Annotated in this window: 20 protein-coding genes; 12 read left to right on the top strand and 8 right to left on the bottom strand. The window is 68.5% G+C overall.

The features are described from left to right. Window positions 1-174 precede the first annotated feature (174 nt). Entirely contained in the window at window positions 175-900 is a 726-nt protein-coding gene (locus AZE13_RS10150) for a dienelactone hydrolase family protein (protein WP_066929229.1), read from the top strand. A gap of 92 nt (window positions 901-992) precedes the next feature. Here the strand turns inward: AZE13_RS10150 and dnaB are convergent, their stop codons facing one another. Next, window positions 993-3,644, bottom strand: a complete 2,652-nt coding sequence (gene dnaB, locus AZE13_RS10145; protein ID WP_258527724.1) for a replicative DNA helicase — start codon at window positions 3,642-3,644, stop codon at window positions 993-995. 477 nt (window positions 3,645-4,121) lie between these two features. On the opposite strand from dnaB, the gene AZE13_RS10140 reads away from it, so the two are divergent. Together AZE13_RS10140 and AZE13_RS10135 are read left to right on the top strand one after the other, a co-directional pair. After that, a complete protein-coding gene (locus AZE13_RS10140) occupies window positions 4,122-5,459 on the top strand; it encodes an MATE family efflux transporter (protein WP_066929227.1) in 1,338 nt (445 codons plus the stop codon). Window positions 5,460-5,500: 41 nt separating this feature from the next. Then, window positions 5,501-6,370 carry a trypsin-like serine peptidase gene (locus AZE13_RS10135; RefSeq protein WP_066929224.1) on the top strand — a complete coding sequence of 290 codons (870 nt, stop codon included), beginning with the start codon at window positions 5,501-5,503 and terminating at the stop codon, window positions 6,368-6,370. 85 nt (window positions 6,371-6,455) lie between these two features. Here the strand turns inward: AZE13_RS10135 and rplI are convergent, their stop codons facing one another. The 4 genes from rplI to rpsF form a co-directional block, all read right to left on the bottom strand. Further along, window positions 6,456-6,902, bottom strand: a complete 447-nt coding sequence (gene rplI / locus AZE13_RS10130; protein ID WP_046927048.1) for a 50S ribosomal protein L9 — start codon at window positions 6,900-6,902, stop codon at window positions 6,456-6,458. 18 nt (window positions 6,903-6,920) lie between these two features. Further along, window positions 6,921-7,157 carry a 30S ribosomal protein S18 gene (rpsR, locus tag AZE13_RS10125; protein ID WP_003978893.1) on the bottom strand — a complete coding sequence of 79 codons (237 nt, stop codon included), beginning with the start codon at window positions 7,155-7,157 and terminating at the stop codon, window positions 6,921-6,923. A 112-nt stretch (window positions 7,158-7,269) separates the two neighbouring features. Further along, window positions 7,270-7,854 carry a single-stranded DNA-binding protein gene (locus AZE13_RS10120; protein WP_066929222.1) on the bottom strand — a complete coding sequence of 195 codons (585 nt, stop codon included), beginning with the start codon at window positions 7,852-7,854 and terminating at the stop codon, window positions 7,270-7,272. 82 nt (window positions 7,855-7,936) lie between these two features. Further along, on the bottom strand, window positions 7,937-8,227 hold the full coding sequence (gene rpsF, locus AZE13_RS10115; protein ID WP_006604399.1) for a 30S ribosomal protein S6: 291 nt from the start codon (window positions 8,225-8,227) through the stop codon (window positions 7,937-7,939). 228 nt (window positions 8,228-8,455) lie between these two features. On the opposite strand from rpsF, the gene AZE13_RS10110 reads away from it, so the two are divergent. From AZE13_RS10110 to AZE13_RS10100, 3 genes are all read left to right on the top strand, one after another. After that, complete coding sequence (locus tag AZE13_RS10110; RefSeq protein WP_066929220.1) at window positions 8,456-8,773, top strand: hypothetical protein; 318 nt, start codon at window positions 8,456-8,458, stop codon at window positions 8,771-8,773. A 154-nt stretch (window positions 8,774-8,927) separates the two neighbouring features. Then, complete coding sequence (locus AZE13_RS10105) at window positions 8,928-10,046, top strand: lipid II:glycine glycyltransferase FemX (protein ID WP_066929218.1); 1,119 nt, start codon at window positions 8,928-8,930, stop codon at window positions 10,044-10,046. Between the two features lie 63 nt (window positions 10,047-10,109). Next, the gene (locus tag AZE13_RS10100) at window positions 10,110-11,141 is read left to right on the top strand and encodes an alanine racemase (RefSeq protein ID WP_066929217.1); all 1,032 of its coding nucleotides are present in this window, start codon (window positions 10,110-10,112) and stop codon (window positions 11,139-11,141) included. A gap of 95 nt (window positions 11,142-11,236) precedes the next feature. Here AZE13_RS10100 and AZE13_RS10095 read toward each other — a convergent pair whose 3' ends face one another. Next, entirely contained in the window at window positions 11,237-12,721 is a 1,485-nt protein-coding gene (locus AZE13_RS10095; RefSeq protein WP_066929215.1) for a glycosyltransferase family 87 protein, read from the bottom strand. 132 nt (window positions 12,722-12,853) lie between these two features. Continuing rightward, complete coding sequence (locus AZE13_RS10090) at window positions 12,854-15,538, bottom strand: transglycosylase domain-containing protein (protein WP_079123858.1); 2,685 nt, start codon at window positions 15,536-15,538, stop codon at window positions 12,854-12,856. Between the two features lie 361 nt (window positions 15,539-15,899). Between AZE13_RS10090 and AZE13_RS10085 the strand changes: the two genes are divergently transcribed. The 4 genes from AZE13_RS10085 (at window position 15,900) to AZE13_RS10070 (ending at window position 19,753) form a co-directional block, all read left to right on the top strand. After that, window positions 15,900-16,580, top strand: coding sequence for a PadR family transcriptional regulator (locus AZE13_RS10085; protein WP_066929213.1), 681 nt, complete (start codon window positions 15,900-15,902; stop codon window positions 16,578-16,580). 46 nt (window positions 16,581-16,626) lie between these two features. Further along, window positions 16,627-17,709: an inositol-3-phosphate synthase gene (locus tag AZE13_RS10080; RefSeq protein ID WP_066929211.1), complete on the top strand. Its 1,083-nt coding sequence runs from the start codon at window positions 16,627-16,629 to the stop codon at window positions 17,707-17,709. Between the two features lie 78 nt (window positions 17,710-17,787). Then, window positions 17,788-19,047, top strand: coding sequence for an MFS transporter (locus AZE13_RS10075; protein ID WP_066929209.1), 1,260 nt, complete (start codon window positions 17,788-17,790; stop codon window positions 19,045-19,047). Between the two features lie 337 nt (window positions 19,048-19,384). After that, complete coding sequence (locus AZE13_RS10070; RefSeq protein ID WP_181690301.1) at window positions 19,385-19,753, top strand: hypothetical protein; 369 nt, start codon at window positions 19,385-19,387, stop codon at window positions 19,751-19,753. Between the two features lie 162 nt (window positions 19,754-19,915). Here AZE13_RS10070 and AZE13_RS10065 read toward each other — a convergent pair whose 3' ends face one another. Beyond that, a complete protein-coding gene (locus tag AZE13_RS10065) occupies window positions 19,916-21,412 on the bottom strand; it encodes a CCA tRNA nucleotidyltransferase (RefSeq protein WP_066929206.1) in 1,497 nt (498 codons plus the stop codon). A gap of 250 nt (window positions 21,413-21,662) precedes the next feature. Between AZE13_RS10065 and AZE13_RS10060 the strand changes: the two genes are divergently transcribed. Then, a complete protein-coding gene (locus AZE13_RS10060) occupies window positions 21,663-23,918 on the top strand; it encodes a DUF6049 family protein (protein ID WP_066929204.1) in 2,256 nt (751 codons plus the stop codon). A 49-nt stretch (window positions 23,919-23,967) separates the two neighbouring features. Then, window positions 23,968-26,193 carry a murein biosynthesis integral membrane protein MurJ gene (gene murJ / locus AZE13_RS10055; RefSeq protein WP_066929202.1) on the top strand — a complete coding sequence of 742 codons (2,226 nt, stop codon included), beginning with the start codon at window positions 23,968-23,970 and terminating at the stop codon, window positions 26,191-26,193. Window positions 26,194-26,199: the final 6 nt, after the last annotated feature.

Genomic DNA, 26,199 nt, shown 5'->3' with positions numbered 1-26,199 from the left:
ATGTGCGGTATGCGAGGGAGCGCGCGTGCCGGAGGGTCTCACGGCTCCCTGGGGCCGGACGTGCCCCAGAAGGAGAGCCGCCCACAGTACCCCTCCACGGGCCCGCACCCGCGCTGTTCCGCCGACGGTGAATCCCCGCCCGACCGGGCGCGACAATCACTACCTTCCCGTCTCATGACGACGGTCACCACGCGCACGGTCGAATACCCCGCCGACGGCCTGACGATGATCGGGCACCTCGCGCTCCCCGCCGGTGTCGACCGCCGACCCGCAGTCCTGATCGGGCCGGAGGGGCCGGGCCTGAACGACTTCCAGCGCCGCCGGGCCGACGCCCTCGCCGAACTGGGCTACGTGGCACTGGCCTTCGACATCCACGGCGGGCGCTGGTTCACCGACCCACAGGAGATGCTGGCGCGCCTGACCCCGCTGCTCGCCGACCCCGACCGGCTGCGGGGCATCGGCCATGCGGCACTCGATGTGCTGCGCGCCGAACCGCGGACCGCCGCCGACCGGATCGCCGCTATCGGCTACGGCACCGGGGGCGCAATCGTGCTGGAACTCGGGCGCGACGGCGTCAACCTGCGGGCGATCGGGACTATCAACGCACTGACCACGGGCCGCCCCGGTGAGGCGGCGCGCATCCGTTGCCCCGTGTGGGCCGGGGTCGGGTCGGAGGACCCGATCATGTCCGCTGAGCAACGGGCTGCCTTCGCCGCCGAGATGCAGGCCGCGGGCGCCGACTGGCGCCTCGTGGTCTACGGCGGCACCCTGCACGGCTTTCACCACCCGCCGGTCGACCAGACCGTGCTCCCCGGCATCGGCTACCACCCTCAGCACGCGCAGCGGGCCTGGCGCGACGTCGTCAACCTGCTCGCCGAGTGCATGCCCGTAACGGAGTGAGCTGAAGCGTCAGGCCTGCCGTCGCCATGACAGGACATGAAGGACATGACAGCGGAGAACGTGACACAGAGGCTGAGGACCTGCACCGACGCTCACGTCTGCGCCATGTCCACGAACCGCGAATAGTGGCCCTGGAACGCCACCGTGATCGTCGCCGTCGGGCCGTTACGGTGCTTGGCCACGATCAGGTCCGCCTCGCCCGCGCGGGGGGACTCCTTCTCGTAGGCGTCCTCGCGGTGCAGCAGGATGACCATATCGGCGTCCTGCTCGATCGAACCGGATTCTCGCAGGTCAGAGACCATCGGCTTCTTGTCCGTACGCTGCTCGGGGCCACGGTTCAGCTGCGAGAGCGCGATGACCGGGAGTTCCAGCTCCTTGGCCAGCAGCTTGAGGTTTCGGGACATGTCCGAGACCTCCTGCTGACGGCTCTCGGCGCGCTTGGAGCCACCGGACTGCATCAGCTGGAGGTAGTCGATGACCACCAGCTTGAGCTCATTGCGCTGCTTGAGCCGGCGGCACTTCGCGCGGATCTCCATCATCGACAGGTTGGGCGAGTCGTCGATGTAGAGCGGCGCGGCGGAGACGTCCGACATCCGCCGGGCCAGCCGCGTCCAGTCCTCGTCCGTCATACTGCCGGAGCGCATGTGGTGCAGCGCCACCCGCGCCTCGGCGGACAGCAGGCGCATGGCGATCTCGTTGCGCCCCATTTCCAGCGAGAAGATCACGCTGGGCAGATTGTTCTTGATCGAGGCAGCGCGGGCGAAGTCCAGCGCAAGGGTCGAGTTGTGGGTGGGGACCATCGACCGCGTGGCCAGGTACAGGTGCTCCGGGTTGTCCACCTGGACACAGCGGACCGGGACGCTCTCCACCGGAGTGACAGCGGTGATGTACCGGGTGAGCTGTGCCCGCCTCAACTGCCCTTGTGCCGAGCACGCCTTGCGCGGCATCCGGGCCAGGGGGAGGTCGGTCGCCACGACGACTTCCCATCCGGCGGCCTCCGCTGCGTGCGAGGCAGCCCCCCCTACGGGAGAGACCTCCGCCGCGTGTGAGTGGACGGAGTCGGTGGTGGCCGCGCCCCCGGTGGCCAAGGCCGGGTGGACCTCCGCTGTCCGAGTGCACTCGGCACGGCGGCTGACCCGGGGGACACACCCAAGCGTGCGGACGAGCTCACAGAAGCCGTCGACGAGCGCACGGTCGGTGCTGACGAACCGGTAGGAACCCTGGCCGTCGGCGTCCCCGTACGCGTCGATCAGGCCCTGTGCCAGGGCGAGGCGCTGGGTGGCGGAGGCGCGCAGGTAGTCGACGGGGATGCGGGTGCCCGGGGGCAGGTCGAGCGCACGCCACGCTTCGCCCAGCCCGGGCACGGAGAAGGATCCGTCGCCGCCGTCCGGGCCGATGTCGTACCCGGCGGCGTCGAACTCCTTGATCAGCCACTCGCGGTCGCCCGGCTCGCAGACCACACGGCCGGTCCCGGCCGCGTCCGTGTCACCCAGCAGATGCCCCAGCACGTAGGGGTCTATCGCCACTGTGGCTTCGGGGCACAGAAGCGCCTTGGCCGCCGGAATCGCATGGTTCGCTTCGCCGTGCACACGGAGGCTGCGGGCGATCTCGGCGGTCGTGCGCGGCGCGGGGGGCGTCCGGTCGCGCTCACCGGGCGCGTACGGCTGGGCCGACGACGGCTCGGGCGACCAGGACGGCCAGTTGTCCGGGTACGGAGACGTATCCGGTACGGCGGCGGCGTACGCCGCGCGGGTCTTCTGGTCCCAGGTGCGCCACTGGTGCTCGGCGTCCGCGATGACCGTGGCGCCGTCGTCGAAGGCGAGCTCGTAGCAGGGCCGCCCCGTCATCACCTCGGTGGCCGCCACCACGCGCGTCGGCTTTCCCTCGGCGTCGAGCAGGTAGTCACCGGGCTGTACCTCGCCCATGGTGGTCCACCCGGTGGGCGTCGGCAGGGGGGTGTCCAGGGCCAGGGCCTTACCCATGGCGGGGCGGGCCGCGATCACGATCATCTGGCCGGGGTGCAGGCCGTTCGTCAGGGAATCGAGGTCGGTGAAGCCCGTCGGCACACCCGTCATCTGGCCCTGGCGTGAGCCGATCGCCTCGATCTCGTCGAGGGCGCCCTCCATGATGTCGCCGAGCGGGAGGTAGTCCTCACTGGTGCGCTGCTCGGTGACGGCGTAGACCTCCGCCTGGGCCTTGTTGACGATCTCGTCGACGTCGCCGTCCGCGGCGTATCCCATCTGCGTGATGCGGGTGCCGGCCTCGACCAGCCGGCGGAGCACAGCGCGCTCGTGGACGATCTCGGCGTAGTACTCGGCGTTCGCCGCCGTCGGTACGGACTGGACGAGGGTGTGCAGATACGAGGCGCCGCCCACCCGGCCGATCTCACCGCGCTTGGTCAGCTCGGCGGCCACCGTGATGGGGTCGGCCGGCTCGCCCTTGGCGTAGAGATCGAGGACCGCCTGGAAGACCAGCTCATGGGCGGGACGGTAGAAGTCCTCGCCCTTGAGGACCTCGACGACGTCCGCGATGGCGTCCTTGGACAGCAGCATGCCGCCGAGCACCGACTGCTCGGCGTCCAGGTCCTGCGGAGGAATGCGCTCGAACCCGCCGGCCCAGGAGCCGCCGTCCTCGCCGTCGCGCCCCGTCCTGTCGCCGCGGGCACGGCCCTTTCCGTCGTCCCGTCGGGAGCGGGCGGCGGGCAGCAGGTCGCTGGGACCGGAGTCCGTCCAGGGGTCTTCCATGGGCTCGGGAATGCTCACCCCGGCACCTCCTCCCGTCCGCGGCGCGGACCTTGCTGTGCTGTTCTTTCTTACGGCACAGCTCTGACAATCGAGACGCCCGACTCCGGTTACGGCGCGTCGAGTTCGGACGGTTGCCCAGGCCGGAACAGATGGCGGGCGCCGGTCCACGGTAGGCCGGTGGGCACCGTCCGCCAATCTGGTTATCCACAGGCCATGTGGATGACCGGCCCTCAGCTGTGGAGAAGTCCCCGGATCCTGTGCACGGCCCGGGGGAAACTTCTGTGGACAAGCACACAATCGCCCCACCCTTAAGCCTCTGACCTGCGACTTTCTCATCCATAGCCTGTGGGGGAGAAAAACTTCGGCCGGCCGCGCAAGATCACGACAAACGGCACGGAGGAGACGACTCCACACAGCGGAAAGTAAGGAGTGCAGCGGGATTGCGTCTCTTACCTGTGGAAGGTTACATTGAACGCCATGACCCAGGCTCCCGCGACCCCGCGGCGCATCGTCCGCCGCCACGACCGCGAGATCATCTCCCTCGCCCTGCCGGCCTTCGGCTCCTTGGTCGCGGAACCGCTCTTCGTCATGGTCGACAGCGCCGTCATCGGCCACCTCGGCACCTCCCAGCTCGCCGGTCTCGGCGTCGCCGCCGGCCTGCTGACCACCGCCGTCTCCGTCTTCGTCTTCCTCGCCTACGCCACCACCGCGGCGGTCGCCCGCAGGGTCGGCGCCGGTGACCTCCCCGCCGCCATCCGCCAGGGCATGGACGGCATCTGGCTCGCCCTGCTGCTCGGCGCCGTGGTCCTCGCCACCGTGCTGCCCGGCGCCCCATGGCTCGTCGAAGCCTTCGGCGCCTCCCCGACCGCGGCCCCGCACGCGACGGCCTACCTGCGCATCAGCGCGCTCGGTATCCCTGCGATGCTCGTCGTGCTGGCCGCCACCGGCGTGCTCCGCGGCCTCCAGGACACCCGCACCCCGCTCTACGTCGCCATCGGCGGCTTCTCCGCGAACGCCGCACTCAACGTCGGCCTGGTCTACGGCGCCGGCCTGGGCATCGCGGGCTCCGCCTGGGGCACGGTCCTCGCCCAGTGCGGGATGGCCGCCGTCTACCTCGCCGTGGTGATCCGCGGCGCACGCCGGCACGGTGCCTCGCTGCGCCCTGATACAGCGGGGATCCGCGCCTGTGCCCAGGCAGGCGTCCCGCTGCTGGTCCGTACGCTCTCGCTGCGCGCTGTTCTGATGATCGCGACCGCCATCGCCGCCCGGCTCGGCGACGCCGAGGTCGCCGCCCACCAGATCGTGCTGACGCTGTGGTCCCTGCTGGCCTTCGCACTGGACGCGATAGCCATCGCCGGGCAGGCCATCATAGGGCGCTTCCTCGGCGCGGGCGACGAGGAAGGCGCCAGGGCCGCCTGCCGGCGCATGGTCCAGTGGGGCATCGCCTCGGGCCTGGTCCTCGGGGTGCTGGTCGTGCTCGCCCGGCCGCTGTTCATCCCGCTCTTCACCTCCGACCCCGCGGTACAGGGCCCGCTGCTGACCACGCTCCTGGTCGTGGCCGCGACCCAACCGGTCTCCGGCATCGTCTTCATCCTCGACGGTGTCCTGATGGGCGCGGGCGACGGCCCGTATCTCGCCTGGGCCATGGTGGCGACACTGGTCCTTTTCGTGCCGGCCGCGCTGGCCGTACCGGCCTTCGGCGGCGGACTGGTCGCCTTGTGGTGGGCCATGGCGCTCATGATGACCGCGCGGATGCTGACGCTCTGGCTGCGCACCCGTTCCGGCCGGTGGATTGTGACCGGGGCCTCTCGCTGAAGACCCTCCCGCAACACAGAACGCATGCCGATAATGACCCTGTGCGCCCGCTTGCCAGGAAGTCCGTACTGCCCCTGACCATCATCGTCCTGATGGCTGCTGCCGTGGTCGGCTACGCCGCGGAGCACTCCGAGATATCCCTCAGCAGCCACAGCCGCTACGCCAGGCCGGGCGAGTCCGACGAGGCCGACCAGGACCCCGAGGACCAGGAACCGGCCGCCACGTCCCCGGCCGATCACGGCAGCGCGTACACCCCACGCCGGACCGAGCAGAACGCCCGGGTCGGCGCGATCTTCGAGAAGGACGACTCCGGCGACCACTTCTGCACCGCGAGCGTGGTGCAGAGCCCGGGCCGCAACATGCTGATCACGGCGGCGCACTGCGCCTACGACGCCGAAGCCGGATCCACGATGAAGGATCTCGTCTTCGCACCGGACTTCCGCGACGGCGACGAACCCACCGGTCTGTGGAAGGTCAGAAAGGTGATCGTCGACGACCGCTGGGCGGCGTCGCAGGACGAGGACCTCGACTTCGCCTTCCTCATCCTCGACAAGAACGACGGCAAGGAAATCCAGGACGTCCTGGGCGGCAACACCCTCGGGATCCACCGGGGCTTCGACAACTACGTCAAGATCACCGGCTACCCCACCAGCCGTAACACCCCGATCTCCTGCCAGAACCGCACCGAGAAGTACAGCGGCACCCAGATGCGCGTCCAGTGCACCGACTTCGAGGGCGGGACGAGCGGCAGCCCCTGGCTGGCCGACTACGACCCCAAGAGCCATACCGGCACGGTCATCGGCGTCCTGGGCGGCTACGAAAGCGGCGGTGACGAGGACGACGTCTCCTACGCCTCATACTTCGACGACGACATCGCCAAGCTCTACAAACGCGCCCAGGACGAGCAGTGAGACCGGGCCGTCGCGACGGCCCTCGGATACGGCGAAGGGCCGCACCCCGGTGACGGGAGTGCGGCCCTTCGGCGTTGTCCTGCGATCAGGCGGCGACGACCTCGACGCCCAGCTTCGCAACGACCTCGGCGTGCAGACGCACGGAGACCTGGTGCGCGCCCAGGGTCTTGATCGGCGAGCCCAGCTCGACACGACGCTTGTCGACGTCCGGACCACCGGCGGCCTTGATCGCCGAGGCGACATCGGCCGGGGTGACGGAACCGAAGAGACGGCCCGCGTCGCCGGCCCGCACGGCCAGCTTCACGCTGACGCCCTCGAGCTGGCCCTTGACCTCGTTGGCCTGCTCGATCGTGGCGATCTCGCGGATCTTGCGACCGCGGCGGATCTGCTCGACGTCCTTCTCGCCACCCTTGGTCCAGCGGATCGCGAAACCGCGCGGGACCAGGTAGTTACGGGCGTAACCGTCCTTGACGTCGACGACGTCGCCGGCGGTGCCGAGGCCGGAGACCTCGTGGGTGAGGATGATCTTCATGTGTCGGTCACCCTTCCCTTATCGCGCGGTGGACGTGTAGGGCAGCAGCGCCATCTCACGGCTGTTCTTCACGGCCGTGGCGACGTCACGCTGGTGCTGGGTGCAGTTGCCGGTGACTCGGCGGGCACGGATCTTGCCGCGGTCGGAGATGAACTTCCGCAGCAGGTTCGTGTCCTTGTAGTCAACGTAGGAGATCTTCTCCTTGCAGAACACGCAAACCTTCTTCTTAGGCTTGCGAGCAGGCGGCTTCGCCATTGTCTCTCTCCAATGAGTTCAAGAAGTGTGTGCTGACGCCCTCAAGGCCGCTGCCGGCCGTTCCACGGCGTTGTTTCACGTGAAACAACGCCGACCGAGCCGGCTGCCGGGCCTAGAAGGGCGGCTCGTCCGAGTAGCCACCGCCGCCGGAGCCACCGCCCCAGCCACCGCCGCCGCCCTGCTGGCCGCCGCCGGCCGGGCCGCCGGTCGCCCACGGGTCGTCGGCAGGAGCGCCGCCCTGCTGGCCGCCGCCGGGGCCGCCGCCCCAGCCACCGCCACCCTGGCCACCGCCCTGCGGACCACCGCCGAAGCCGCCGCCCTGGCCACCGCGACCGCTGGTCTTGGTGATCTTGGCCGTGGCGTTCTTGAGGCTCGCGCCGACTTCCTCGACGTCGAGCTCGTAGACCGTGCGCTTCACGCCCTCGCGGTCCTCGTACGACCGCTGCTTGAGGCGGCCCTGGACGACCACGCGGGTACCCCGCGTCAGGGACTCGGCGACGTTCTCCGCCGCCTGACGCCACACCGAGCAGGTCAGGAACAGGCTCTCGCCGTCCTTCCACTCATTGGTCTGACGGTCGAAGGTGCGGGGAGTGGATGCGACGCGGAACTTCGCGACCGCCGCACCGGACGGGGTGAAACGCAGCTCGGGGTCGTCGACAAGATTGCCGACAACCGTGATGACGGTCTCGCCTGCCATTAGGGGAACCTCTCGGCGGGTGTGCTGCTGGCTGCTGGTGTTGCTGCTACTCGGACCCGGTTACCGCTGGACGCTGACGCGCTCAGTGGGTCTCGGGACGGAGGACCTTGGTCCGGAGGACCGACTCGTTCAGGTTCATCTGACGGTCGAGCTCCTTGACGACCGCAGGCTCGGCCTGCAGGTCGATGACCGAGTAGATGCCCTCGGGCTTCTTCTTGATCTCGTACGAGAGACGACGACGGCCCCAGGTGTCGACCTTCTCGACCTTTCCGTTGCCCTCACGGACGACGGAGAGGAAGTTCTCGATCAGCGGGGAGACAGCGCGCTCCTCGAGATCGGGGTCGAGGATGACCATCACCTCGTAGTGACGCATGTGGAACCCACCTCCTTTGGACTCAGCGGCCACGGTCGTTCCGTGGCAGGAGGGTCATATGCGTTCCGCGCCCGGTCCGGCCGGTCATCGGACAGACAGTAGGCGCAGACCGTACACAGTACCTGGCGGAAGCCTTCCGGTTGAAATCCGCCCGAGGTACCCCCCAATCTGGAACACAACGGGTGTGAGCGGCGTTACAGTGCGCCGCCCTGTCATCGGAGGTGCCGTGTGGCACAGGCAGCTAGGACCCAGCGCTCTCTGCTTTCACTTCTCAACAGCGACGGCAAGGAACATCCCGTCGAGAACACCTTTGCCGTGGTGACACTGGTGCTCGGCGCGATCGCCGTCCTCACCACGCTCTCTCCCAGTCTGCACCTGGTCAGCTCCTGGGTCGGCCTGGTCGGCATCGGGACCGGCCTGTGGGGCCAGCTCATCTCGTCGACGACAGGCGAACGCTTCCTGTTGATCATCGGCCTCGGAGCGGCATCCCTCGGCTTCTACCTCGGCATGGCACACGGCGGCCTGTTCGGCGGTGTCATCGGCTGAGGCACGCCCGGCGGTCGCCCGGTACGGCACGGCGCCGGTCCGGGATGGCCCCCAGCCCGTACGGCCCAGACGGGGCGCTCCACGGTCACAGTAGGCTTCGGCGCGAGAGCCGGAGCCCCGACCACGGGGACACACCTGCCGAGGAGCGCCCCGCATGAGCCTGACCCTGAGGACCATCAGTCGAGAGCAGCATCTGGCGTACATCCAGAGCCTGCCGTCGGCGAGTCATTGCCAGGTCCCGGCGTGGGCTGATGTGAAGAGCGAGTGGCGCTCGGAGAACCTTGGCTGGTTCGACAAAACCGGCCAGCTGGTCGGCGCGGGCCTGGTGCTCTACCGTCAGCTGCCCAAGCTCAAGCGCTACCTCGCGTACCTCCCCGAGGGTCCGGCCATCAACTGGTACGCCCCGAATCTGGACGAGTGGCTGCAGCCGATGCTCGCCCACCTGAAAAAGCAGGGCGCGTTCTCCGTGAAGATGGGCCCGCCCGTCGTGATCCGCCGCTGGGATGCCCCGGCGATCAAGGCGGGCATCCAGAACCCGGACGTCAAGCGCCTTCGCGACGTCGAGGCCACGCACATCGAACCGCGCGCCTTCGAGGTCTCCGACAAGCTGCGCCGCATGGGCTGGCAGCAGGGCGAGGACGGCGGCGCCGGATTCGGTGACGTCCAGCCGCGCTACGTCTTCCAGGTACCGCTGGCCGACCGCTCGCTGGAAGCGATCCACAAGAGTTTCAACCAGCTGTGGCGCCGCAACATCAAGAAGGCCGAGAAGGCCGGCGTCGAGGTCGTCCAGGGCGGCTATGAAGACCTTGCCGAGTGGCAGCGGCTGTACGAGATCACGGCGGAGCGCGACAAGTTCCGGCCGCGTCCGCTCAGCTACTTCCAGCAGCAGTGGCGGGCCCTCAACTCCGAGGACCCCAACCGCATGCGCCTGTACTTCGCCCGCCACAACGGCGTGAACCTTTCTGCCGCCACGATGCTCGTGGTCGGCGGGCACGTCTGGTACTCCTACGGCGCCTCCGACAACATCGGCCGCGAGGTCCGGCCGTCGAACGCGATGCAGTGGCGGATGCTGCAGGACGCCCACGCGCTCGGCGCCAGCGTCTACGACCTCCGCGGCATCAGCGACTCCCTGGACGAGACCGACCACCTCTTCGGCCTGATCCAGTTCAAGGTGGGCACGGGCGGCGAAGCCGTCGAGTACGTCGGCGAGTGGGACTTCCCGCTCAACAAGCTGCTCCACAAGGCGCTCGACATCTACATGTCGCGCCGCTGACCGCTCCACCACACCGTTCATCCCCCTGAGAGACCCACCACGAGAAAGGTTCCGGGCCCGGCCATGGCGCTCACCCTCTACGTCGACACCGTGCGCTGGCGGGCGCATCAGCAGAGTGTTCTCCAGCAGTTCCCCGGGCTGGTCCCGGTCTGCAAAGGCAACGGTTACGGCTTCGGCCATGAGCGTCTCTCGGAAGAGGCAACCCTCCTCGGCGCCGACCTCCTCGCGGTCGGGACGACCTACGAAGCGGCCCGCATCAAGGACTTCTTCAGCGGTGACCTGCTCGTCCTGACCCCGTTCCGGCACGGCGAGGAGCCGGTGCCGCTGCCCGACCGGGCGATCCGCTCGGTCTCCTCGGTCGAGGGCGTGGGCGGCCTGGTCGGCGCCCGGGTCGTCATCGAGGTCATGAGCAGCATGAAGCGCCATGGCGTCAAGCCGGAGGACCTGCCGAAGCTGGCCGCGGCCGTCGAGGACGTACGGCTGGAGGGCTTCGCGATCCACCTGCCGCTGGACCGCACCGACGGGTCCGACGCGGTCGAGGAGGTCATCGGCTGGATGGACCGGCTGCGCTCCGCCCGCCTGCCGCTGCACACCATGTTCGTCAGCCACCTCAAGGCCGACGAACTCGCCCGTCTCCAGCAGCAGTTCCCCCAGACCCGGTTCCGCGCACGGATCGGTACGCGGCTGTGGCTGGGCGACCACGACGCCACCGCTTACCGCGGTTCGGTGCTCGATGTGACCCGGGTGGCCAAGGGTGAACGCTTCGGCTACCGCCAGCAGAAGGCGGCCTCCGACGGGTACCTGGTCGTGGTGGCCGGTGGTACCTCACACGGTGTCGGTCTGGAATCGCCCAAGGCGCTGCACGGGGTCATGCCGCGTGCCAAGGGCGTGGCCCGGGCCGGACTGGCGACCGTCAACCGCAATCTCGCGCCGTTCGTCTGGGCCGGGAAGCAGCGCTGGTTCGCGGAGCCGCCGCACATGCAGGTGTCGATCCTGTTCGTGCCGGCGGACGCGCCCGAGCCGCAGGTCGGCGAGGAGCTGGTGGCCCATCTGCGGCACACCACCACGCAGTACGACCGCCTCGTGGACCACTGAGCCGGGCGGTATCCGCCCGGCGTCCGGACATACCAAGGGCCCGGCTCCGCAGACCGCTGCGGCGCCGGGCCCTGTGCCTGTCCACTACTGCGGGCTCAGTCCCGTACGACACCCCAGCGCACCTGCGGCGCTCCTTCGAACTGCACCGCGGGCCGAGGCGGACGGTGTGCGGCCCGTCCGAGCACGAACACATCGGGCCTGCGGTCCAGGACACCGCCCGACGGATCGTCGTCTCCGTCCCTGCGGACCACATCGCGTTCCGGCATCAGCACATCCCGTACGACCACGGCGCACAGGTAGAGCGTGCCCAGGAGGTGCAGGGCGATGGCGAGCTGGTAGCCCTCCGTCGGCAGGCCCTGATGCTTGTCTCCGTTGCCGGTGTAGGCGAGGTACATCCAGATCCCGAGGAAGTACATGACCTCGCAGGCCTGCCAGACCAGGAAGTCCCGCCAGCGCGGCCGGGCCAGCACGGCCAGGGGAGTCAGCCACAGCACATACTGCGGTGAGTAGACCTTGTTGGTGAGGATGAACAGCGCGACGACGAGGAAGGCGAGCTGCGCGAAGCGCGGCCGGCGGGGGGCGTAGAGGGCCAGCAGCCCGATGGCGCCACAGCCGAGGATCATCAGCAGAGTGGCGTAGGTGTTGGCGTTCTCCAGGGAGTACCCGGTGCGCTGCGAGATCAGCAGCCAGACCGATCCGAAATCGATGGGCCGCTCCTGGCTGAAGGTGTAGAACTTCGCCCAGCCTTCCCTGATGTGGAATCCGGCCGCATCGTGCGTGATCATCACCGGCAGGTTCACCACCAGCCAGGACGCCACGGCACCCGCCACGGCCTTCCCGTACGCGCGCCAGGCGCCCGCGCGCCAGCACAGCACCAGCAGCGGGCCCAGCAGCAGCACCGGGTACAGCTTCGCCGCCGTCGCCAGCCCGAGCAGCACGCCGGCTGCAAGCGGGCGGCTGCGGGACCACATCAGCATCCCGGCGGCGGTCAGCGCGATCGCCAGCAGGTCCCAGTTGATGGTGGCGGTCAGCGCGAAGGCGGGTGCGAGGGCGACCAGAAGGCCGTCCCAGGGGCGGCGCCGGTGGGTGCGGGTCACGCATACCGCGATCACTGCGGCGCAGATCATCAGCATCCCGGCGTTGACCAGCCAGTAGATCTGCTCACGGTCCTGGATCGACCCGCTGTGCGGTGTCATCCAGGCGGCGACCTCCATGAAGACCCCGGTCAGCACGGGGTACTCGAGGTACTCCATGTCTCCCGGCAACCGGTCGAAGTACGGGATCAGCCCGTCGGCGAAGCCTCGCCCGGCGTAGAGGTGGGGGATGTCGGAGTAGCACGCGTGCGTGTACTGGCTGGTGGCGCCGAAGAACCAGCCACCGTTGTAACAGGGCAGCTTCTGCACCATGCCGAGCGCGAACATGCCGAGCGCGACGAGCACGATGACCCGCACCGGCGTCAGCCAGCTCGTTCCGAGCAGTGCGCGCCGGCCGATCGGTCCACCGATCAGCTCGCTGCCGGCCGCCGCCACCTCATCCCGCCTCGTCGGCGGTACCGGCCCGTCCTGTCGCACGCTCGTCATGGCCCCATCCTGCCGTACGGCCCTGGGCAGAACATGGCGAAGCCCCCGTCCGGAGAGGCCGGTCAGGGGCTTCGTGTCTCCCTGTTTCACGTGAAACCGTCGGTGTGTTTCACGTGAAACAGTGGGCGGGCGTCAGCTGCCCATCCCGCCGAAGAGGCCGCCGCCGTTACCTCCCCCGTTGTTTCCCCCGTTACCGCCTCCGGGTGTGCCCGGGTCCGGGGTGGCCGTCGCACCGCCATCGGTGGTGCCGCCGTCCATACCGCCGTCCATACCGCCGGTGTCCGTACCACCGCTGTTCTTGCAGTCGACGTCCCACGGCGCGCAGGTGTCGCTCGGGGTCACGCTCGGCGTGCCCGACGGAGTGGCCGACTGGCTGGGGGGCTGCGATGGGGTCGGGGACGGCGTGTCCGAGGGCTTGGGAGACGGCGTCGGCGACGGCATACCTGCCTGGTCCGCCCGCTCCCCGATGGGCAGGGCGGCCGGGAACCGTTCCGGGGTGACGCCCTCCATCGCGTGCACCATGAACTCGGTCCACACCTCGGTGGGGAGCGCGCCACCATGGATCGAGTCGAATCCGCCGACTCCGTTCATGGACAGCTGACGCGGGTTCTTCGGGTCCTCACGGAACATCGTGATGGCCGTCGAGAGCTGCTTGGTGTAGCCGACGAACCAGGCCGACTTGTTCTCGTCGGTGGTACCGGTCTTGCCCGCTGCCGGCATGCCGAGCCGATTGGCTTTCTTGGCCGTGCCTCTCTTGATGACGTTCTCCAGCACCTTGGTCACGTTGTTGGCGATGTTCGCGTCCATCGCCGTCTCCTGCTTGGGCTTCTCGAACCCCGTCAGCTCCTCGCCCTTGGAGATCACCTTGGTCACCGAGTACGGCTCGACCTTCGTCCCCGACTCGGCGAACGTTGCATAAGCGTCCGCCATGCGAATCGCACTCGGCGTCGAGGTGCCCAACGCGAAGGACGGGTTGAGGTTCTTGTCGAAGCTGGCCCGCAAGATGCCCGCGGCCTGCGCCACGTCACGGACCTTGTCCATCCCCACATCCATGCCGAGCTGCACGAACGGGGTGTTGACGGACTGCTCCATCGCCTTGTTCAGGCTGATGTACCCCCAGGGGTAGTCGGACTCGTTCACCTGATAGAAGGGGGTGTTGTCCCGCTTCATCACATAGCTGCCGTCCGCCTTCTTCACCTTGAGGCGGTCATTGCCGTTGTACCGGCTGTCCGGTGACAACCCCTGGGGCTGGGTCCGGGGCACGCCGTACTGCATCGCCGCTGCGAGCACGAACGGCTTCCAGGTCGAACCGACCGGCACTCCGAAGGTGTCCGCGTTGTTACTGAAGTGCCCCTTGTTGTACCCCGCACCGCCGTACAGGGCGACGATCGCACCATCTCCGGGGACCACGGAGGCGCCACCGAACTGTACGTATTTGTCCCGTTCGCGCTTCTCCGGGTCGATGTACCGCTTGTCGACCGTCTTCACCGCCGCCTCGAGCTGGCGGGTCTTCTTCTCGTCGAAGGTCGTCTGGATCGTGTAGCCGCCCTTGTCGAACCGGGCCTCACTGATGTTCGCGTGCTTCAGCACGTACTTCTTGGCGGTATCCATCAGATAGCCGATCTGACCGCTCTTGCTGGCCACCGGCTTCGGAGGGATGGGCATGGGGAACTTGGTGTACTTGGCCCGCTCCGCCTGCGACATCATCTTGTTCTCGACCTCCCGGTCGAGGATCCAGCTCCACCGCGCCTGGGCGCGCTTTGTGTTCGCCTCCCGCGTCGCCCCCGGGCCGGTGCCGCCCGCCGGGTCGTACAGGTCGGCGCCCTTGAGCACGGTCGCCAGGAAAGCGCCCTCGTCCGGCTTCAGGTCCTTGGCGTTCTTGCCGTAGTACGCCTGGGCGGCCGCCTGGATGCCATACGCACCTCGGCCGTAGTAGCTGGTGTTCAGGTAGCCCTGGAGGATCTGCGGCTTGGTCATCTTCCAGCCGACCTTGATCGCGATGAAGAGCTCTTTGAACTTGCGGTCGAGGGTCTGCTCCTGGGTCAGCATCGCGTTCTTGACGTACTGCTGGGTGATGGTCGAACCACCCTGCGTTTCGCCGCCCTTGGCCATGTTGAGCAGAGCACGCGCGATACCCATCGGGTCCACACCCGAGTCGTTCCAGAAGGAGGCGTTCTCCGCGGCGACCGCCGCATTCTTCATGGACGGCGGGACGTCATATATGTCGATGTTCTGGCGGTTCGTGTGACCATCGCGCGCCATGACCTTGCCGTTGGACCAGAGGTAGACATTGTTCTGCGACTTGGCGGCGTCACTCTCCTTGGGAACGGTCACCATGGCCAGCGCGACCCCGGCACCTCCCACGATCAGAGCAGCGAACCCGACACAGATGCCGGCGACCTGCTTCCAGGACGGCACGAAGCGCCGCCAGCCGACGCGACCAGCGCGCGGATAGTCGATGAGGCGCCGCTTGGCGGGTTTTCCGCCACCGCGACCGCGCCCACGCCCTCCCTCGGGGCCGCCGCCACCGCCACCACCGCCGCGGCGCCCGCCACCGCGGCCACCGGCGCCGACGGAGCCCAGCTCCATGGTGTTGTCGGACGCACCCCGCCGGCCACCGCGCTGGGCCGCTCTGCGCGCCTCGGCACGGCCGCCCGCCCGCGACCCTCGCCCCGACCCCTCGCCGTAGGGGACAGGACCGCCGCCAGAGCCACGCGAAGGGGCGGCGCGACGCCCCGGTGACTGCTGTGCGGCGCGTCGGGCCGCGGCACGTCCGCCACCCTGCGGCTGTGGCGGTTTGCGACGGTGCTCGCTCATGGAACGGTTACTCCTCGGGCAGGCGTGCTCTCTCGTCGCCTGAAGGCGGCAGGTGCCTTCAGGTCCCCCCGATGCGCGGGCCGCTCATGCTGCGCGGGCCGCACTACGCCGAGGACGGGGACACCAGAAATCGGCCCGCGGTTCCCGGCAGTCTGCATGCCGCACAGACTACGCACGGCCAAAACCTGCCCAGTGTCGAAATTCACTCCAAATCAGTCAGGTCGCATCGCACGAATCGGTGATGTGATGCCGTTCACCCTCCTCCCACTTGTTCACCCCTGAGGGCCGTCCTATCGTCTGGATGTATCGAGTCGATACATCAGCACGGCATAAAGAACGCACCGGCCCGAGGAGGTGGAGGATGAGCAGACGCTCCGGAATCCTCGAATTCGCCGTCCTCGGACTGCTCCGCGAATCCCCGATGCACGGCTATGAGCTGCGGAAACGACTCAACACCTCGCTTGGGGTGTTCCGTGCGTTCAGCTACGGCACCCTCTACCCCTGCCTCAAGGCGCTGGTCGCGAACGGCTGGCTCGTCGAGGAGGCGGACGGCGCGCAGGAGGCCGTTCCGACCGCGGCACTGACAGGGCGCCGAGCCAAGATCGTCTACCGATTGACCGCGGCGGGCAAAGAGCGCTTCGAGGAGCTGCTCGCCCACTCCGGCCCGGATGCCTGGGAGGACGAGCACTTCGGCGTCCGCTTCGCATTCTTCGGCCAGACATCGCGGGACGTACGGATGCGCGTGCTGGAGGGCCGCCGCAGCCGGCTGGAGGAGCGCCTCGAGAAGATGCGCACGTCCTTGGCCAGGTCCCGCGAGCGGCTGGACGACTACACCCTCGAACTGCAGCGTCACGGTATGGAGTCCGTGGAGCGCGAGGTCCGTTGGCTGAACGGGCTCATCGAGAGTGAGCGTGCCGGGCGCGGCCAGCGCCCACCGCGTCCCGCAGCGCAGGAGCGGAAGAACCAGTCAGGAGATACGGGCGGCCTGCCCCGGCACCGGGGTGGATCCCGGCCGGACCCGTCCGACGACACCACCACATGAGGCTCTGCCGCGCAGGCCCTCATCGAGAACACAGGGAGCAACCGGAATGGGTTCGGTTCGCGTAGCCATCGTCGGCGTGGGCAACTGCGCCGCCTCACTGGTACAAGGCGTCGAGTACTACAAGGACGCCGACCCGAAGAGCCGTGTGCCCGGGCTCATGCATGTGCAGTTCGGCGACTATCACGTGCGTGACATCGAGTTCGTGGCTGCCTTCGACGTTGACGCCAAGAAGGTCGGCCTCGATATCGCGGACGCCATCGGCGCCAGCGAGAACAACACCATCAAGATCTGCGACGTGCCGAACACCGGTGTGCAGGTCCAGCGCGGCCACACCCTCGACGGCCTGGGCAAGTACTACCGCCAGACCATCGAGGAGTCCGCCGAGGAGCCGGCCGACATCGTCCAGGTCCTCAAGGACAGGCAGGTCGACGTCCTGGTCTGCTACCTCCCCGTCGGCTCCGAGGACGCCGCGAAGTACTACGCCCAGTGCGCCATCGACGCCAAGGTCGCGTTCGTCAACGCCCTCCCGGTCTTCATCGCCGGCACGAAGGAGTGGGCGGACAAGTTCACCGAGGCCGGCGTCCCGATCGTCGGTGACGACATCAAGTCGCAGGTGGGCGCTACGATCACGCACCGCGTGATGGCCAAGCTGTTCGAGGACCGGGGCGTCATCCTGGACCGCACGATGCAGCTGAACGTCGGCGGCAACATGGACTTCAAGAACATGCTGGAGCGGGAGCGCCTGGAGTCCAAGAAGATCTCCAAGACCCAGGCCGTCACCTCCCAGATCCGGGACCGTGAGCTGGGCGAGGACAACGTCCACATCGGTCCCTCGGACTTCGTGGCCTGGCTGGACGACCGCAAGTGGGCCTATGTCCGCCTCGAGGGCCGCGCCTTCGGTGACGTCCCACTGAACCTGGAGTACAAGCTCGAGGTCTGGGACTCCCCGAACTCCGCGGGGGTCATCATCGACGCGCTGCGCGCCGCGAAGATCGCCAAGGACCGAGGCATCGGCGGCCCGGTGCTCTCCGCCTCCTCGTACTTCATGAAGTCGCCGCCGGTGCAGTACTTCGACGACGAGGCGCGGGAAAACGTCGAGAAGTTCATCAACGGCGAAGTCGAGCGCTGACGCGCCCGCCGCACCCTTTCTCCATGGGCCCCCGGGTATTCCCCCCGGGGGCCCATGAGCTGTGTGAGGCTGTGCCTCATGCATGCTCTGCGCAGTCTGCGCGTGCTCCTCCGGCTACGCGGCTTCCGCTCACTGCTTGCCGTACGGCTGCTGTCCCAGGCCGCCGACGGAGCGTTCCAGGTCGCGCTCGCCACCTACGTCGTCTTCTCGCCCGAGAAGCAGACCTCACCAGCAGCCATCGCCTCCGCCATGGCGGTCCTACTGCTGCCGTACTCGCTTCTCGGCCCGTTCACCGGTGTCCTGCTCGACCGCTGGCGGCGACGTCAGGTCCTGCTGTACGGAAACCTGCTGCGGACGCTGCTGGCCATGGCGACCGCCGCGCTGATCGTGGCAAAGGTCCCCGACTGGCTCTTCTACGCCTCGGCCCTCTCGGTGACCGCCGTGAACCGGTTCGTCCTGGCCGGGCTCTCCGCCGCGCTTCCACGGGTGGTCGACGGTGAGGAGAAGCTGGTCATGGCAAACTCCCTCGCCCCTACGGCCGGGACGCTCGCCGCGACGGCCGGCGGCGCACTCGCCTTCGCCGTACGCCTGGCCGGCTCGACTGTGGATGCGTTCGTCGTGCTGCTCGCCGCCGCCCTGTACTTCTGCGCGGCACTGACCGCCCTGCGGATGGCGCCGCAGCTGCTCGGCCCTGATCCGACCATGCTCCAAACCGACCTGCGGGAAGCTCTGTTGAGCACCGCGCGAGGTCTCGTGGATGGGCTACGGCACCTCGCCGAGCGGCGTACCGCGGCCCGTGCACTGGCCGCGATGACACTGGTCCGCTTCTGCTACGGAGCGCTGACCGTCATGGTGCTGATGTTGAGTCGGTACTCATGGTCGAGCACCGAGCCCGAGGGCCTGGCCCTGCTCGGCGTCACTGTCGGGGTGTCAGGGGCCGGCTTCTTCATGGCCGCTGTCATCACCCCCTGGGCAGTCGCCCGGCTCTCGCCGTTCGGCTGGATCGCCTGCTGTGCCGCTCTGGGCGCGGTATTGGTGCCGTCGCTCGGCCTGTTCTTTCTGCCGGGACCGATGCTGGCCGCCGCATTCGTCCTCGGCCTCAGCACTCAAGGAACCAAGATCTCCACGGACACCATCGTCCAGTCGTCCGTCGACGATGCCTTCCGCGGGCGGGTCTTCGCCCTCTATGACGTCCTGTTCAACGTCGCGTTCGTCGGCGCCGCCGCGGCCGCCGCACTCATGCTGCCGCCGGACGGCAGATCGAGCACCCTGATCCTCGTGGTAACCGTGCTCTACGCGATCGTCGCCACGGCAATGGTCCGTTTCAGGCGGAGTTAGGCACCGAGGCCTCCTCTTCAGGGATCCCACTGGTGCAGCGCATCAGCCAGACCGGATACCTTACGGGCGTCCTACACCAGCCTGTACATATCAATATCGGGGGAGTTCCATGACCACGCCGCCGCAGGGCCAGAACCCATACGGTCAGGCGCCGTACCCACAACAGCCGTACGGACAGCAGCCGTACGGACAGAGTCCGTACCCGCCGGCGCCGGCGCCTCAGCCTCCCTATGGCCAGCCACCCCAGGGCGGATACCCGTACCCCCAGCAGCCGCAGGCTCCGTACGGCCCACCGCAGCCGCAGCCGGGCTACCCCGTGCCACCGCAGCAGCCCCACATGCAGGGCGGAGCTCCGGTACCTCCGCCGCAGCCCGCCAAGCGCCGGTCCGTCAAAGGCATTCTGCGGGGGATCGGCGCCGTCGTCGCAGTGATCGTCGTCGCGGTCGCCTGGTTCAGCAGTCAGGACAACGCGAGCTCCGCCGAGGCCGGCGACTGTGTGCACAAATCCAGCAGCTCGCTCGACGACGGCCTTGAGGTGGTGGACTGCAGCGACACAAAGGCCCAGTACAAGGTGACCGCGGTGCACAACGGCACCTCGGACACCTCCGTGTGCCCTGCGGGGGAGCCGTCCTACGTCAAGACAACACACCGGCGCAGGCGTGCCGACACCGCCATGGTGCTCTGCCTGACCACGGTGAAGAAGTAGCCGGACCGCACACAGGGGTGAGCGAACCGGGGTGGTGTTTCACGTGAAACACCACCCCGGTTCGCTCACCCGGTGTTTCACGTGAAACGCCGGGCCCATCCGACCTGTTTCGCGTGAAACACCGGAGCCGCCCGACCGTTCGTTTCACGTGAAACAGCAGCACTAAGAGCCCTGAGAGCCCTCATCGGCCTGAGTCGCCCACCACTCCTTCAGCGCGGCGATCGCCGTCTCGCGCTCCATCGGACCGTTTTCCAGCCGAATCTCCAGCATCTGCTTGTACGCCCTGCCGACCTCCGGCCCCGGACGGATGCCCAGGATCTGCATGATGTCGTTGCCGTCCAGGTCCGGACGGATCGCATCCAGCTCTTCCTGCTCCTTCAGTCGCGCAATGCGCTCCTCGAGCCCGTCATAGGCGCGGGACAGCGCAGCGGCCTTGCGCTTGTTGCGGGTGGTGCAGTCCGAGCGGGTGAGCTTGTGCAGCCGCTCCAGCTGCGCGCCGGCGTCCCGGACATAGCGACGGACCGCGGAGTCCGTCCACTCGCCCGTTCCATAGCCGTGGAAGCGCAGATGAAGCTCCACCAGCCGCGAGACGTCCTTGACCATGTCATTCGAGTACTTCAGAGCGGTCATCCGCTTCTTGGTCATCTTCGCGCCCACCACCTCGTGGTGGTGGAAGGAGACCCGGCCGTCCAGCTCGAAGCGCCGCGTCTTGGGCTTGCCGATGTCGTGCAGCAGGGCCGCCAGCCGCAGCACCAGATCGGGCCCGTCCTCTTCGAGGCCGATCGCCTGCTCCAGGACCGTCAGCGTGTGTTCATAGACGTCCTTGTGGCGGTGGTGCTCATCACTCTCCAGCCGCAGGGCCGGCAGCTCGGGCAGGATGTGGCCGGCCAGACCCGAGTCGACCAGCAGCCTCAGCCCCTTGCGCGGGTTCGGCGCCAGGATCAGCTTGTTCAGCTCGTCCCGTACACGCTCTGCGGAGACGATCTCGATACGGTCCGACATCGCCTTCATCGCGGCCACGACCTCGGGCGCGACCTCGAAGTCCAGCTGGGCAGCGAAACGGGCCGCCCGCATCATCCGCAGCGGATCGTCGGAGAAGGACTCCTCCGGAGTTCCCGGCGTCCGCAGCACCCGGGCAGCCAGGTCTTCCAGCCCGTCGTGCGGATCGACGAACTCCTTCTGCGGCAGTAGGACCGCCATGGCGTTCACCGTGAAGTCCCGGCGGATGAGATCTTCCTCGATGGAGTCGCCGTAGGACACCTCGGGCTTGCGGGAGGTCCGGTCGTACGCCTCGGAGCGGTAGGTCGTGACCTCGATGTCGAACGAGTCCTTTTTGCAGCCGACGGTGCCGAAGGCGATGCCGACCTCCCAGACCGCGTCCGCCCACGGCCGGACGATCTTCAGGACGTCTTCCGGACGGGCGTCCGTGGTGAAGTCCAGATCGTTGCCGAGCCGGCCCAGCAATGCATCCCGGACCGAGCCGCCGACCAGGGCAAGCGTGAACCCGGCCTCCTGGAATCGACGGGCCAGGTCATCCGCGACGGGGGACACCCGCAGCAGTTCGCTCACGGCGCGCCGCTGCACATGGTTCAGCGCGTTCGTCGACTGCGGCGTCCGCTCGGCGTGCGGGGTGGAGAGGTCATCGTTGGCGTTCGGCACAACAGAACAGGGTACGTGGCCGCGCCGCGCGAGGCGTCACGTAATAAAGGGGACAGGCCGGTCACCCGGCAGTCAGGCCTCGCGATCATGTGGCGCAGTCCCCGGCACTCCAGCGCGCCGGGCCTCGTTACCATTCGTGGACGCACATTCCGACGACCACTGACGACGACGAGGGACGGGCGAGCGCGTGGCCGAGGCGGCAGGGTTCCAGGGGAGTGAACGGCCGCGTGGTCGATGGCTGCGAAGGACTGTGACCGTACTCACCGGCGTGCCCCTGCTCGCGGGGCTGCTCCAGCTCCCGCACCCCGCCTCCGCCCAGGCGGCCCCGACCGGCTCCCGGACGGTCGACGTCTCCATCGACTCGATGTCCCCGTCCGCTCCCGGCAAGGGCGACACGGTCACCGTCTCCGGCACCCTGAAGAACGACGGCCGCAGCACGATCACCGACGCGCATGTGGGTCTGCGCGTCGGCGGAGCACTGAGCAGCCGCAGCGCCATCGAAGCCGCGACGCATCGCACCGGCTATCTGCCCGGAGTGGACGGCCAGGAGATCAAGGGGCACCAGGAGAAAGTCGACAAGCTGGAACCGGGCGTCAGCCGCCCCTTCACTCTCAGCCTGCCCGTCAAGGATCTTGAACTCAATGATGACGGCGTGTATCAGATCGGCGTCTCGCTGTCCGGGCGCTCGCAGGCCTCGCCATCCGAGCAGATTCTCGGCATCGACCGGACGTTCCTCCCCTGGCAGTCCGCCAACGCCGACAAGAAGACGCAGCTCACATACCTGTGGCCGCTGATCTCCACCACTCACCTCACCGCCGAGACCGGGGCCGATCCCCAGCAGACGCCGGTCTTCCGCGACGACGACCTCGCCGCTGAGCTCGCGCCGGGAGGCCGGCTCCAGCAGATGGTCACGCTGGGCAAGAACCTCCCGGTGACCTTCGTCATCGACCCCGACCTGCTCGCCACCGTCGATGCGATGACCAGGCCGTACCGGGTGAACGGTCCGGACGGCCCGATGGGCAGGAACCAGGCCGTCGCCAAACAGTGGCTGCACGAGCTCGAAGAGGCGGTCAAGACGCACGAGGTCGTCGCGCTGCCCTTCGCCGACCCCGACCTGGCCTCGCTGGCCCACCACGGCAAGGGCGTACCCAGCGCGCTCCGCCACCTCGGCCCCGCCACCAAGCTGGCCGACAAGACCGTTGACACAGTCCTCGGCGTCAAGCCCCGTACGGACTTCGCCTGGCCTGTGAACGGCGCGATCGACCGCTCCATCGTCGACGTCGCCACCTCGGCCGGAGCCCACAACGTGATCACCCGCAGCGACAGCCTGCAGGAGACACGTGAGCTGTCGTACACGCCGACGGCGGCCCGCCCCATCGGCGGCGGCAACACCGCGATCGTCGCGGACGCACAGCTCTCCCGGGCCTTCGAGGGCGATATGTCGAAGGCCACGGACGCCATCCATGCGGTGCAGGAGTTCCTCGCCCAGACCCAGATGATCAACCTCCAGGACCCGGACCGTCAGCGCAGCATCGTCGTCGCCCCCCAGCGCATGCCGTCGGTCAGCCAGGCCCACGCCATGGCCACCGCGCTGCGGCAGCTGGAGGACGCCGGACGCTGGACCCAGGCGCTGAACCTCAGCGGCGCGACCAAGGCCAAGCCCGACCCCGCGGCCGACCGGCAGGTGCCGAGCGGCAGCGCCTACCCGTACTGGCTGCGCAAGCAGGAGCTCCCCACCGATGCCTTCCGGCAGATCCAGGGCACCCAGACCGCGCTGGACGACTTCCGGGTAAACCTGGCCCAGCCGGAGCGCGTGGTGACCCCGTTCGGCAACGCCATAATGCGGGAGATGTCGACGGGGTGGCGGGGAGAGGCCTCCGGTGCCGCCGCCTACCGGCGCTCCGTACGCAGCTATCTCGACGGACTGACGAAGAAGGTCCACCTGATCCAGAAGTCGGGGGCCACGCTCTCCGGGCGCAGCGCCACGATTCCGGTGACGGTGCAGAACAACCTGCTCCAGGGCGTCAAGAACATGACGCTGAAACTGACCTCCTCCCAGCCCAACCGTCTGGACGTGGGAAAGCCGCAGCAGATCACGGTGGACGGCGGGCACAGCCAGTCGTTCAAGTTCGACACCACGGCCAACGCCAACGGCCGGGTGTGGGTGACCGCACAGCTCTACTCGGCCGACGGAAAGCCCTACGGTGCCCCCATGACGTTCCAGGTGAACGTCACGGAGATCACCGCGACCGTGATGCTCGTCATCGCGGGCGGCGTGCTGCTGCTCGTCCTCGCCGGCGTACGGATCTACTTCCAGCGCAAGCGGGCAGCGGCCCGGCGCGCCGAGGAAGGGGCGGACGGCGACGGTACCGACGGCACGGCAGGCATGGACGGGGACAACGGCGGCACGGACGGAGAAACCCCTGAGCAGCCGAGTGACCCCACGCCGGACACCGGTTCGGAAAACTCCGGCCCGTCCGGCTCAGGTGAGAAAGTGGACCGTTGATATATGGCGGGGCCGGATGGCCGGCGACGGATGAGGTGGGGCAGCAGCGATGAATGCGCCGTACGACGGTGACCGGGGCCGGGGCGCCGATGGCGACCCCACGGGGCCGGTCCCTCCGACGCCCCCGTTCCCCACGGACCGGGCTCCCTTTGCCCAGGACACCCACCGCACTGATCCATACCGGCCCCAGGACCCCACGGTCCAAGGACCGGTGACCGAGGCGCGCCACGACCGCCCCGCGTCGCCGCCATCGCCCCCAGGGCAGCCCACGCAGCCGCTCTACCATCAGCCCGCGCCGGGCGGGCACATTCCGGACCCACAGCAGTGGCCCTCCCCCCCGCCGCCCGAGCCGCAGGCGCCGGCCCACCACTTCTCATACGGCGACGCCGCCGCGACCACCCAGTTCGCGGGCGTCGACGAGCCGTTCCGCCAGGCCGCCGACGAGCGCCCGGAGCCCAATGCCTTTGCGCATCTCTACCGGGACCAGCAGCCCTATGAGCCCCAGCGCCCGGCCGCCGGGCCGCCTGCCGGTGCACCCGTCGGCCCGCCCGCGGCCGGTGCGGTGCAGACCCCGGACCCCGTTCCGCAGCAGAGCGCACCGCCGGAGCCCGCGCCCGTGGCGGCGACCGGCAAGCGGTCCGGCGGCCGCGCGTCCGGCCTGCTCAAGTCCAGCGCGGTCATGGCTGCCGGCACGATGGTGTCCCGCCTGACAGGCTTCATCCGCTCGGCGCTGATCGTCGCGGCGCTCGGTGGTGCGGTGCTCGGTGACTCGTGGCAGGTCGCCTACCAGCTGCCGACGATGATCTTCATCCTGACCATCGGCGGCGGGCTGAACTCCGTCTTCGTCCCGCAGCTGGTGCGTGCCATGAAGGAGGACGACGACGGCGGCGAGGCCTACGCCAACCGGCTGCTGACGCTGGTCGTCGTGGTCCTCGGCGCCCTGACGGTGCTCGCGGTGGTCGCGGCGCCGATCCTGGTGAAGCTGGTCTCCTTCGACATCTCACGTGACCCGGCGGCCAACGAGGTCGCCGTCGCCTTCACCCGCTACTGCGTACCCACGATCTTCTTCATGGGTCTGCATGTGGTGCTGGGGCAGATCCTCAACGCCCGCGGCCGCTTCGGCGCGATGATGTGGACCCCGGTCCTCAACAACATCGTCATGATCGCCACGTTCGGCCTGTTCATCTGGGTCTACGGCACGGCGACGACCTCGCACATCGGCGTCACCACCATCCCCGATGAGGGCATCCGGCTGCTGGGTATCGGCACCCTCCTCGGGCTCGTCGTCCAGGCGCTGGCGATGATCCCGTACCTGCGCGACGCCGACTTCGCGCTCCGTCTGCGCTTCGACTGGCGCGGCCATGGCCTGGGCAAGGCCGCCAAGCTGGCCAAATGGACGGTGCTGTTCGTGCTCGCCAACCAGGCGGGCGTACTGGTCGTGACCCAGCTCTCCACCTGGGCCGGCAACACCGCCGACCGGCAGGGCCACCCGGGCACCGGCTTCATCTCGTACGCCAGCGCCCAGCTGATCTGGAACATGCCGCAGGCGATCATCACCGTCTCCGTGATGGCGGCGCTGCTGCCGCGGCTGGCACGGTCCGCACACGACGGTGACACCGGGGCCGTGCGGGACGACATCTCGCAGGGCCTGCGCACCTCCGCCGTCGCCATCGTCCCGATCTCGTTCGGCTTCCTCTCGCTCGGCATCCCGCTGTGCATGCTGGTCTACGGCTCGTCCGGTGCCGGTATCCCGATGGGCTACATGCTGATGGCCTTCGGCGTGGGCCTGATCCCGTTCTCGGTGCAGTACGTCGTCCTGCGCGCCTTCTACGCGTACGAGGACACCCGCACGCCCTTCTACAACACGGTGATCGTCGCCGCCGTCAACGCGGCGGCCTCCGGACTGTGCTTCCTGATCCTGCCCGCACGCTGGGCGGTGGTCGGCATGGCGGCCTCGTACGGTCTGGCGTACGTCATCGGTGTAGGTGTGGCCTGGCGCCGACTGGGCAAGCGGATGGACGACGACCTGGACACGACTCGTGTCGTGCGGACCTATGCGCGGCTGGCCGGGGCCAGCATCCCGGCCACGCTCGTCTCCGGGGCCGTGGTCTACGCCCTGATGCAGCTGCTCGGGAGTGGATTCCTGGGTTCGCTGACCGCTCTGATCGTCGGTGCCGCCGCGCTTCTGGCCGTGTTCTACGTCGCCGCACGCAAAATGCGCATCGAGGAAATGAACGCTCTGGTCGGCATGGTCCGGTCGAAGCTTGGGCGTTGACCGGGC

The sequence above is a fragment of the Streptomyces sp. NBRC 110611 genome, from assembly GCF_001590865.1.
Classification (GTDB): domain Bacteria; phylum Actinomycetota; class Actinomycetes; order Streptomycetales; family Streptomycetaceae; genus Streptomyces.
Note: the sequence above shows the minus strand (reverse complement) of the source record. Positions and strands in the feature narration are given on the sequence as shown.

Excerpts from the sequence above, each read along its gene's own strand:
- AZE13_RS10150 (WP_066929229.1), top strand. The coding sequence starts at position 175 with ATGACGACGGTCACCACGCGCACGGTCGAATACCCCGCCGACGGCCTG.
- dnaB (WP_258527724.1), bottom strand. The coding sequence starts at position 3,644 with ATGGAAGACCCCTGGACGGACTCCGGTCCCAGCGACCTGCTGCCCGCC.
- AZE13_RS10140 (WP_066929227.1), top strand. The coding sequence starts at position 4,122 with ATGACCCAGGCTCCCGCGACCCCGCGGCGCATCGTCCGCCGCCACGAC.
- rplI (WP_046927048.1), bottom strand. The coding sequence starts at position 6,902 with ATGAAGATCATCCTCACCCACGAGGTCTCCGGCCTCGGCACCGCCGGC.
- rpsR (WP_003978893.1), bottom strand. The coding sequence starts at position 7,157 with ATGGCGAAGCCGCCTGCTCGCAAGCCTAAGAAGAAGGTTTGCGTGTTC.
- AZE13_RS10120 (WP_066929222.1), bottom strand. The coding sequence starts at position 7,854 with ATGGCAGGCGAGACCGTCATCACGGTTGTCGGCAATCTTGTCGACGAC.
- rpsF (WP_006604399.1), bottom strand. The coding sequence starts at position 8,227 with ATGCGTCACTACGAGGTGATGGTCATCCTCGACCCCGATCTCGAGGAG.
- AZE13_RS10105 (WP_066929218.1), top strand. The coding sequence starts at position 8,928 with ATGAGCCTGACCCTGAGGACCATCAGTCGAGAGCAGCATCTGGCGTAC.
- AZE13_RS10100 (WP_066929217.1), top strand. The coding sequence starts at position 10,110 with ATGGCGCTCACCCTCTACGTCGACACCGTGCGCTGGCGGGCGCATCAG.
- AZE13_RS10095 (WP_066929215.1), bottom strand. The coding sequence starts at position 12,721 with ATGACGAGCGTGCGACAGGACGGGCCGGTACCGCCGACGAGGCGGGAT.
- AZE13_RS10090 (WP_079123858.1), bottom strand. The coding sequence starts at position 15,538 with ATGAGCGAGCACCGTCGCAAACCGCCACAGCCGCAGGGTGGCGGACGT.
- AZE13_RS10085 (WP_066929213.1), top strand. The coding sequence starts at position 15,900 with ATGAGCAGACGCTCCGGAATCCTCGAATTCGCCGTCCTCGGACTGCTC.
- AZE13_RS10080 (WP_066929211.1), top strand. The coding sequence starts at position 16,627 with ATGGGTTCGGTTCGCGTAGCCATCGTCGGCGTGGGCAACTGCGCCGCC.
- AZE13_RS10075 (WP_066929209.1), top strand. The coding sequence starts at position 17,788 with ATGCATGCTCTGCGCAGTCTGCGCGTGCTCCTCCGGCTACGCGGCTTC.
- AZE13_RS10070 (WP_181690301.1), top strand. The coding sequence starts at position 19,385 with ATGCAGGGCGGAGCTCCGGTACCTCCGCCGCAGCCCGCCAAGCGCCGG.
- murJ (WP_066929202.1), top strand. The coding sequence starts at position 23,968 with ATGAATGCGCCGTACGACGGTGACCGGGGCCGGGGCGCCGATGGCGAC.